At 38.4% G+C, this 9150-nt stretch carries 10 protein-coding genes; 3 read left to right on the forward strand and 7 right to left on the reverse strand.

Annotation, left to right across the window (positions count from 1 at the left end; genetic code table 11):
- Positions 1-3: 3 nt before the first annotated feature.
- Genes A9500_RS02000 through A9500_RS02010 form a run of 3 tightly spaced genes read right to left on the reverse strand, consistent with a single transcriptional unit; the run spans position 4 to position 3546 of the window.
- Positions 4-891, reverse strand: a complete 888-nt coding sequence (locus tag A9500_RS02000) for an ABC transporter permease subunit (protein WP_065243708.1) — start codon at positions 889-891, stop codon at positions 4-6.
- A complete protein-coding gene (locus A9500_RS02005; protein ID WP_065243709.1) occupies positions 881-1846 on the reverse strand; it encodes an ABC transporter permease subunit in 966 nt (321 codons plus the stop codon). The genes A9500_RS02000 and A9500_RS02005 overlap by 11 nt, the downstream gene beginning before the upstream one ends.
- Positions 1846-3546: an ABC transporter substrate-binding protein gene (locus tag A9500_RS02010; protein ID WP_065243710.1), complete on the reverse strand. Its 1701-nt coding sequence runs from the start codon at positions 3544-3546 to the stop codon at positions 1846-1848. Before A9500_RS02010 ends, A9500_RS02005 begins: the two co-directional genes overlap by 1 nt.
- An 88-nt stretch (positions 3547-3634) precedes the next feature.
- Between A9500_RS02010 and A9500_RS02015 the strand changes: the two genes are divergently transcribed.
- A complete protein-coding gene (locus A9500_RS02015) occupies positions 3635-5044 on the forward strand; it encodes a YcjX family protein (RefSeq protein WP_065243711.1) in 1410 nt (469 codons plus the stop codon).
- 109 nt (positions 5045-5153) lie between these two features.
- Positions 5154-5714, forward strand: a complete 561-nt coding sequence (gene sodC, locus A9500_RS02020; protein ID WP_005695896.1) for a superoxide dismutase family protein — start codon at positions 5154-5156, stop codon at positions 5712-5714.
- 60 nt (positions 5715-5774) lie between these two features.
- Here sodC and A9500_RS02025 read toward each other — a convergent pair whose 3' ends face one another.
- Genes A9500_RS02025 through A9500_RS02035 form a run of 3 tightly spaced genes read right to left on the reverse strand, consistent with a single transcriptional unit; the run spans position 5775 to position 7506 of the window.
- Positions 5775-6053: a heavy-metal-associated domain-containing protein gene (locus tag A9500_RS02025; protein ID WP_065243712.1), complete on the reverse strand. Its 279-nt coding sequence runs from the start codon at positions 6051-6053 to the stop codon at positions 5775-5777.
- A 9-nt stretch (positions 6054-6062) separates the two neighbouring features.
- Entirely contained in the window at positions 6063-6425 is a 363-nt protein-coding gene (locus A9500_RS02030; protein ID WP_065243713.1) for a mercuric transporter MerT family protein, read from the reverse strand.
- Positions 6400-7506 (reverse strand): transglutaminase-like domain-containing protein, encoded by a 1107-nt coding sequence (locus A9500_RS02035; protein WP_065243714.1) that lies wholly within the window; start codon positions 7504-7506, stop codon positions 6400-6402. The genes A9500_RS02030 and A9500_RS02035 overlap by 26 nt, the downstream gene beginning before the upstream one ends.
- 181 nt (positions 7507-7687) lie before the next feature.
- On the opposite strand from A9500_RS02035, the gene A9500_RS02040 reads away from it, so the two are divergent.
- On the forward strand, positions 7688-8755 hold the full coding sequence (locus A9500_RS02040) for a TIGR01620 family protein (protein ID WP_065243715.1): 1068 nt from the start codon (positions 7688-7690) through the stop codon (positions 8753-8755).
- Between the two features lie 42 nt (positions 8756-8797).
- Here A9500_RS02040 and A9500_RS02045 read toward each other — a convergent pair.
- The coding region (locus A9500_RS02045) for an IS3 family transposase (RefSeq protein WP_218836887.1) at positions 8798-9150 on the reverse strand (353 nt) is incomplete at its 5' end.

The following is a 9150-nucleotide window of genomic DNA, read 5'->3' on the forward strand; positions in this document are numbered from 1 at the left end:
GGGTTACTCGTAATATTTATTGATTGCTTGACACAATCCGTTAGTAAAAATAATGCTTAATAAAATGGTAAAAATAATAGCAAAACCAGGTAATAAAACAGTCCAAGGCGCAAGATAAATTAACTCCAGTGAGTCTTTTATCATCGCCCCCCATTCTGGCATAGGGCGTTGCGCACCAAGAGAAATAAAGCTTAATGCTGTAATATCTAAGATTGCCACAACAAACGCACGAGCGATTTCTTGCGTATAGATGGCACTAATATTCGGCAAAATTGTGCTTTTTAATAGCTCCCAGTTTGAAATCCCATCTAATCTTAGTAAGAGAACATAGTCTTTTTTCAGCTCTTGCTGAATCGCTTGATAAATGGCATGCACAAAATACGGCAAAATAGCTAATAGGGTAGCAAACATCGCATTCATTAAGCTTGGTTCCATTAACGTGGAAATGATAATGGCAATCAGCAAAATAGGAATCGATAAAAAAGCATCAAAAAAATGACCTAAAAAACGCGCTTTAATCCCGTCAGACATACCTGCAAGAATACCTAGTGCGCCCCCAATAATTGCCACAGCGATAACCACCAAAAGGGATGAACCAAGAGTGTATTGTGTCCCCATTATTAATCGACTCAGTACATCTCGGCCAAGATCGTCCGTGCCAAAGAAAAAGGCGATACGACCTTTTTCTACCCAAGATGGTGGCATTAACTCTTCTCCCACAAACTCCATGCTTTCGCTATAAGGCATGATTAGCTTCGGAAAAAGTGCGACCAAAATCAGGATAACAAATAAATAGAAACTAAATAATGCCACACGATTTTGGCGGAAAAGCAACCAAATTTGAAAGAAGGAGGTGCTTTCGCGAAATTCATCAGGTTCTCTATCTTGCATACCAACCCTTCTTATTAAATGGATCTAACATAAACATCAGTGACTTGGCTAAGGTATCAATAATGATGATGCAAACACCGATCACTACGACACCGGCAGAAATACTGTTGTAATCTTGTTGGGTTACGGCATCAATCAGCCAACGCCCAATTCCCGGCCAACCCAATACAGTTTCGACCAACATACATTGTGTTAATACTAAGGTAAATACGCGAGTAAGCTGTGGAATCAATAATGGAAATGTATTACGAAAAACGTAACGTTTTAAAATCGTCCATTTCGACCATCCACGTGTTACTGCTGCTTTGGCATATTCTTGTTGAAGTAAATAATCAGCTCGTTGCTGAATGATTCGGATAAATTCCATTGTCGGCAGAATACAAAGCACTAATGTAGGCAAGGCTAAATGCTGTAAAACGTTTTGTACGATTTTAGTTCGGTAAGGGACATCAACAAACCACATATCGATGGTAGGGAAGCCTGTGATAGGTTTGATTTCATACAGTAAATTATACTGCCCGATGGCTGCAATCTCCCAGCTTTGAATCGCGGCCACATAGAGTAAAATCGGGGCAAACCAGAAAATAGGAATAGACAAACCAACATTAGAGATACTTTGCAATGCGCGTGCACAAGGACGCTGATTATAGACCGCACTTAATACGCCGAGAGGAATACCTAAGATGCAAGCCAATAAAAGTGCGGTAAAACAGAGCTCTAATGTAGGTGGTAATACAGTAAAAATTAAATCTTTTAACGATTCTCCGCCGTTATAGGTAATTCCTAAATCGCCCTGTAACAATGATGTAAGGTAATGATAATAAGCACTATAAATGTTACTTGTGACAAGATCAGCATTGAGCGGATCTCGCATTAAAATCACAAAACTTAATACGGATAAAATCAATAATAAAATGCTTACCCAAATGACGTAACGAATTGCTGAAAAGAGCATTATTTTTTCTCCTTATTTTTCATGAAATACAAGGTAGAAAAATTGATGCTACCAAATGGGGTCATCTCAATTCCTTTTACATTACCACGTGCGACTAAAAGTCGTTTTACGTTTGCAATTGGCACAATAGGTAATTCGTTTAAAATGAGCTCTTGCGCATTGTTATACGCTTTAGACCGTTCATATAAATGATTGGTGGATAGTGCGCGATCCATCATTTTATCGAATTCAGGGTTACACCAATTGGATAGATTAGTGATTTCCTTTTGTGTATCACAACTTAAAATCGGGCGCATAAAACCGTCAGGATCAAGGTTTCCAGCAAGCCAACCCGTTAAGATTAAATCGTAATCTTCAGTCCCTTTGCGTAATTGTTCGATTAAAAACGTGCGTGTTACTGACCGCACTTTAACGTCCACTCCCGCTTTGGCTAAATCCCATTTGATGAGCTCCGCCATTTTAATTGGTGCAGGGTTATATACTTGCTCTTCGTTTATTACCCACATCTTTAATGCGAGTTTTTTATCGCGTAACGTTTTTTCCGCTTCAGAGGGCTTATAATCATAAGAAAAATCAGGCGTATTAATCGCAGAAGCCCAAGATATATCAGGGATAATGTTATTCGCTACGGTTGCTGTATTGTGGTAAATATTTCGCACAATTCTAAAACGGTTTAAACTTTGCGAAATAGCTTGACGAATAGTTTTATCCTGCATTAATGGCTTTTGGAAATTGAAAGCCAAATAGGCTAGGTTCATTCCATCTGTAGATTGCAGATAATAACGGTCGTCCTTTTCACTTAATAAACCGAGTTGACTGACTTCGGGATAAGAAGCGATTTGACATTCATTATTAAAGAATTTAATTAAACGCCCTGTACGATCCGCCGAAAGATCCACAATAATATTTTCAATTTTGGCTTTCTTTTCCCAATAAGCTTCATTGCGTATCAAGCGAACATATTGGTTATAAACGTAATCTTTTACTTGATAAGGACCCGTGCCAACAGGGTGTGTGTCCAATTGGGTGAGATTATCATCTGCACTTAATTGATACGCATATTCTTGCGAGAAAATAATAGAGTATTGGCTGGCAAGATGCGACAGAATTGACGCATCGGGTTCAAACAGATCAATTTTGACCTGATAAGGGTTCGTTACTGTGATGCTTTTAATTTTTTGGTTTAATTTAATACTTTCAAAATACGGAAAGTGAACCTTCTTAGCCTGCTCATGGAAGATTCTATATTGTGGATTTTTGTAGGTGACCACATCATCTGAAAGTGTAGGCAGGTAAGTATCGTGTCCTAAAACACGATTAATCGAAAAGACCACATCTTCTGCATTAAAGTCACGCGTAGGCGTAAACCAAGGAGTGTGATGGAATTTCACCCCCTTACGAAGGTTAATAAGAATTTGTTTACCATCAGATGAAAGAGAATAGGATTGTGCTAACACAGGAACAAGCGCTGCACTATGGTCTTTAATATCAAACAATTTGTTATAAATTTGCTCCGTCACCACATTCATACTAGTACCAGCGTCTGCAGTTTGTGGGTTAAAGGAAAAACCCGATGCATTTGTGCAGTATGTTAAGCCGTTTTCTGTCAGCATTTTGGGTATGCTTGGAGCGGCTTGTGCCAGATTAATTTGGCTCAACCCACACAATAAAAAACAAAAAGTGACATTTCGACGTAACATAGCTTTATTATTAAAGACCGTTTTGTGATAAATTGAGTGAATTGTAAAATATCTTGGCAAAAATGGCTAGTTATTGGATTTTTAGGATATGTTTAAATCAATTAATCGGGAAATTAATCAAATAATCAATCGTGGATTTGACCGCACTTTACGTTTGGCTGTGACAGGGTTAAGTAGAAGTGGTAAAACAGCCTTTATTACGAGCTTGATTAATCAATTGTTACATATTAATCAAGAGGGAAATGCACATCTTCCTTTATTTGAGGCTGCCCGAAATCAATCTATTTTGGCAGTAAAACGTGTGCCACAGCAGGATTTAAGTATTCCACGTTTTGATTATGAAGCGAATCTCAATGATTTAATGAATAATCCTCCACAATGGTGCCAATCTACCCGAGGGGTAAGTGAAACACGCCTTGCTATTCGTTTTGAACGCCAATCGGGCTTACTTCGCCATTTTAAAGAACGTGGCACATTATACTTGGATATTTTTGATTACCCTGGTGAATGGTTATTGGATTTACCTTTGCTGAATTTAGATTTTCAACAATGGTCACTTGAACAAGCTAAAATTACATCAGGTATTCGTCAACAGTTTGCACAAGATTGGTTGGATAAGCTGAAAAAGCTTGACCTAAGTGCGGTCGTCAATGAAGATGTTTTAGCGCAGATTGCAAAATCGTATACCGATTATTTGCTCGCTTGCAAAGCTGAAGGAATGCAATTTATTCAACCAGGTAGATTTGTCTTGCCTGGGGAATTAGAAGGCGCACCTGTTTTACAATTTTTCCCGTTATTGCACTTGTCGGAAGAACAATGGTTAAAACTGAAAAAAGAAGCGAAATCTAATAGCTATTTTGCCGTGTTGAATAAGCGATATGATTATTATCGTAATAAGGTGGTGAAAGGCTTTTATGAAAATTATTTTTCTACTTTTGATCGCCAAGTGATTTTAGCCGATTGCTTAACGCCACTAAATCATAGCCAACAAGCTTTTATCGATATGCAAACAGGGCTTAATCAGCTTTTCAAAAATTTCCATTATGGGAAACGCAATTTACTTAATCGCTTGTTTTCCCCAAATATTGATAAGCTCATGTTTGTGGCAACAAAAGCCGATCATATCACGACAGATCAAATTCAAAACTTAATTAGCCTAATGCGCCAATTGGTGCAAGAGGGTGGTCGTCATGTTGAATTTGAAGGGATTGATACAGAATACACGGCAATTGCTGCGATTCGAGCGACAAAACAAGTTTTAGTTAATCAAAACGGTAAACAAATCAAAGCCATTCAAGGTGTGCGTTCTTTAGATAAACAACTGATTACCCTTTATCCGGGTTCTGTTCCAAGTAAACTACCTAATGCTGAGTTCTGGTCAAAACAATCTTTTGATTTTGATTCCTTTGAACCTCAAGTTTTACAACAAGGCGAAAGTATCCCGCATTTAAGAATGGATGCAGTTTTACAGTTTTTATTGGCGGATAGATTTGATTGATAGAAAAATCAAATCGATTTAATTGTCAAATACTTAATATAAACCACTATTTTTTTATTGGTATTTAGGTAGAATCAATTTGAGTCTTTCTAAAGTAAAGGAGCTTATGATGAAAATGAAAACTCTCTTAGCATTAGCAATCAGCGGAATTTGTGCTGCTGGCGTGGCAAATGCACATGACCATATGGCAAAACCAGCAGGTCCTTCAATCGAAGTAAAAGTACAACAATTAGATCCTGCAAATGGTAACAAAGATGTAGGGACTGTAACTATTACTGAATCAAATTATGGTTTAGTGTTTACACCAAATCTACAAGGTTTAGCTGAAGGTTTACATGGTTTCCACATTCATGAAAATCCAAGCTGTGATCCAAAAGAAAAAGACGGTAAATTAACAGCAGGTTTAGCGGCTGGCGGTCACTGGGATCCTAAAGGCGCAAAACAACACGGTTACCCATGGCAGGATGATGCTCACTTAGGTGACTTACCGGCTTTAACTGTATTACATGATGGTACCGCAACTAACCCTGTTTTAGCGCCACGTCTTAAAAAATTAGATGAAGTTCGTGGTCACTCTATTATGATTCACGCAGGTGGCGATAACCACTCAGATCATCCAGCTCCACTTGGCGGTGGCGGCCCACGTATGGCATGTGGCGTGATTAAATAAGTCGATTCTTAAAGATAAAAAAGTGCGGTCAATTTTGACCGCACTTTTATTTTTATCGTTTTACTTCACCACTTCCGCCGTATATTCCAGTTTGTGAATCGCATTAATCAATTGCTCATCAGAAACTTTTGGATCTTCTACAACAGTCACAGTTCTATCTTTAATGGAGGCTTTAGTGGAAATCACGCCATCAATATTACGTAATTCTTTATTCACCAAATAAGCACAAAGCTGGCAGTTCATTTCATTCACTTTTAACATAACTTGCTTTGTTTCTTCTGCCTGAGCGATAGAGAAAGTGAATAATGAAAGCAAAAGTGCGGTCGTTAATTTCTTCATTTTTTGTTCCTAATTAGAAAGCTCTAAAATCCACGGTAAAATGGTTGGATAAGTTAAGAAAAATACCATGACGATAAATACAATCCAGTACAAAACAATGAGCTTTTTACGGGAAATGTATTTGCTGCAAATGATTTTTTTGGAAAACATCAGCAACCAAAAACCGTAGGCAAAGGCGCATAATGAAACGATAAGCATCGGAATGCGTAAATAATCGTATTCACCCAAGCCAATCAACCATGTGGATGACACGCCAAATACTAAGTAGATTAAAGGCGCAATACAACACAAGGTTGATGCCACCGCAGCACTTAGCGCGGTGGCAATCGCAACCCAAAAAGATTTATTAGAGCTTTTTAGAGACGTAGTCATACTTAAATTCTTTCGGGTCAAAGGAATTTAACGGGTCGCCACCCACTTCAGCATACGGATAGCCAAAGTTATTGAGTGGAGCAAGTTCTGGTTGCGGATATAAATCGAAGTCACGAGCATGATTAAATCCTACCCAGTTAGCCTCCCAGTTACCGAATAAGTATTTGGCAACGGCTTGTGTATCCTTATCATCAACAGATTTTTTCTCTGCTAAACGCATTTTTGCTACGTCGGCAGAATCAACAGGTACCCAACCGAAACCAGCAAGATAGAATTCAGCACGACAATGCTGACCACCGCTTACGTTTGCTACGCCATGTTCATCCGCACTACCGAATGCACCTTTGGAATATTTGCCCATTTTATCCGCGGCGCCTAAACGAATACCAAAAATTTCACGAGCAGGAATACCGCTAGCGCGAGCCAGTGCAACGAAAACAGAGTTAATATCGGTACATTTACCTTTTAACACACCAGTGGTCAGAATTTTTTCTACATCACCATCACCACAGCCTAAAACGGAATTATCACGTTCCATATTGTTGACAATCCATTGGTGAATCAACTCAGCTTTTTTCAATGGATTTGTTTCAGTTCCTACAATCTTATCGGCGAACTGTTTCACAATACCATCTGTTTTAATATGTTGAGTCGGTTTTAAATATTCTTGTACATCAACAGAATAGTGAACATCTTTTGGTGGCTTGTAATTTGTCAACGCACCTTTAACCATTGGTTCACGATCTTTGGTTTCAATCACCATTGTGATTTTTAAGTCGCGTTTTTGTGCATCTTTATCCCAAGTAGCAAATAGGGTTTTAGCACCATATTTGTTGTTTTCTGTCACATAGGCATCAAAATAGTTACCTTCAAAATGGATAGATTTTACCTGTTGATACTCGCCATTAAACGGTAAAGGCACCCACAGATTCGCTTGTCCTTGCGAGCCTTTTGGCGCAACTAAGTCATAGGTTTGAGTGAATTCATACAGATGAGAATCGGTATTGTAGTTTGGAATGTCGGTATTGGCATAAGCCATTGAACACGCGGAAAGCACCGCAGTGGCGATAAGTTTCTTCATGAAAAGATCCTTCTAGTTAGTTAACAGTTAAAACTTAACACATTAGATAAACTAATTGTGGACAATGGCTATAGTAGCTCATTTTATTTTCTAGTCAATATTGCTTTTTTATTTCAGCCATTTAAGATTTGCTAAAGAAATTCGAAGTAAAATACCGTTTCTATTTTTATTGGAAAGAATAATGACAAAACAAATTTTCACACAATCCCAACAAGTCGAAGAGGAAGAAATTCTGCCTAAGCAAGAATTTCATAATGTTGAAACCACCATTGATAACGAACCTTTAGAAGGGGAGTTGTTGGACGAGCAATTTGAGCAAATTGTGAAGCCTAAATCGAGTGGTTGGAAAACGGCTTTGAAATTGACCGCACTTTTATTTTTAGGGGCGACGGTTGCACAATCTGTTCAATGGATTTGGGATAGTTATCAAAATCAACAATGGATTTACCTTGCTTTTGCGTTAGTGAGTTTTGTCGTTGTGTTGTTTGGTTTATCTGAAATCATCGCAGAATGGCGACGTTTGGTGAAACTCAAAAAGCGTTTGAATCTACAAGAACAAAGTCAGCGATTAATAGGTGAAAGTGCGGTTAAAAATCATCAAGTTTTTTCAGAACAGGATAGCGAGAAAGGAAAAGTCTTGTGTTTATCGATTGCCGATACCTTAAAATTGGATTCGCAGCATCCTGCAATTGTCCAATGGGAAAAGCAGCTTAATGAAAGTTATTCTGCTCGCGAAGTTACCCATTTATTTAGTCAAACAGTGTTACAGTCTTTTGATAAAAAAGCGAAAAAACTGATTACAAAAATGTCGGCAGAATCCGCTGTGATTGTGGCAATTAGTCCTTTGGCCGTTATTGATATGTTTTTTATTGCGTGGCGCAATATTCGTCTAATCAATAAAATTGCAGCGATTTATGGGATTGAACTCGGTTATTTTACCCGTCTTCGTTTGCTCAGAATGGTATTGGTGAATCTTGCTTTTGCCGGAGCGACTGAAATCGTGCAAGATTTAGGAATGGATTGGCTTTCGCAAGATATTACCGCGAAACTTTCTGCACGAGCAGCGCAGGGGATTGGCGTGGGATTATTGACAGCTCGATTGGGCATTAAGGCTATGGAGTTTTGTCGTCCACTAGCATTTGAAAAGTCGGAAAAACCAAAACTTTCTCATGTACAGAAAGAATTGTTGACGGTGATGAAAGATACGGTACTTGGCAAGACGAAAGTGAAAGAAAAAGAAGAAGTGTAATAAAAAAGTGCGGTTAAAATGATCTGACCCCAAAAATCTGGACTATTCACATGAGGACTGACGACGATATTGTATCGGACTCAGTCCTTTTAATTTTAGTTGAATCCGTCGATGATTATAGTAATCCAAATAATCCCTTACCGCATTAACTATCTCCTCTCGCGTATTAAATTCCCGACTATAAAAGCATTCCGTTTTTAATCGTCCAAAGAAACTCTCCATCGCGGCATTATCCAAACAGTTTCCTTTCCTTGACATACTTTGTATGATGCCGTGCTCAGCAAGAATTTGACGATAAGCCGCCATCTGATATTGCCAGCCTTGGTCTGAATGTAAAATGCTACCACTTGTTTTATCTAATCGTTTAACCGCCAGCTTTAACATCTTCTCCACCT

Source organism: Haemophilus sp. CCUG 60358 (assembly GCF_001679485.1).
Classification (GTDB): domain Bacteria; phylum Pseudomonadota; class Gammaproteobacteria; order Enterobacterales; family Pasteurellaceae; genus Haemophilus_D.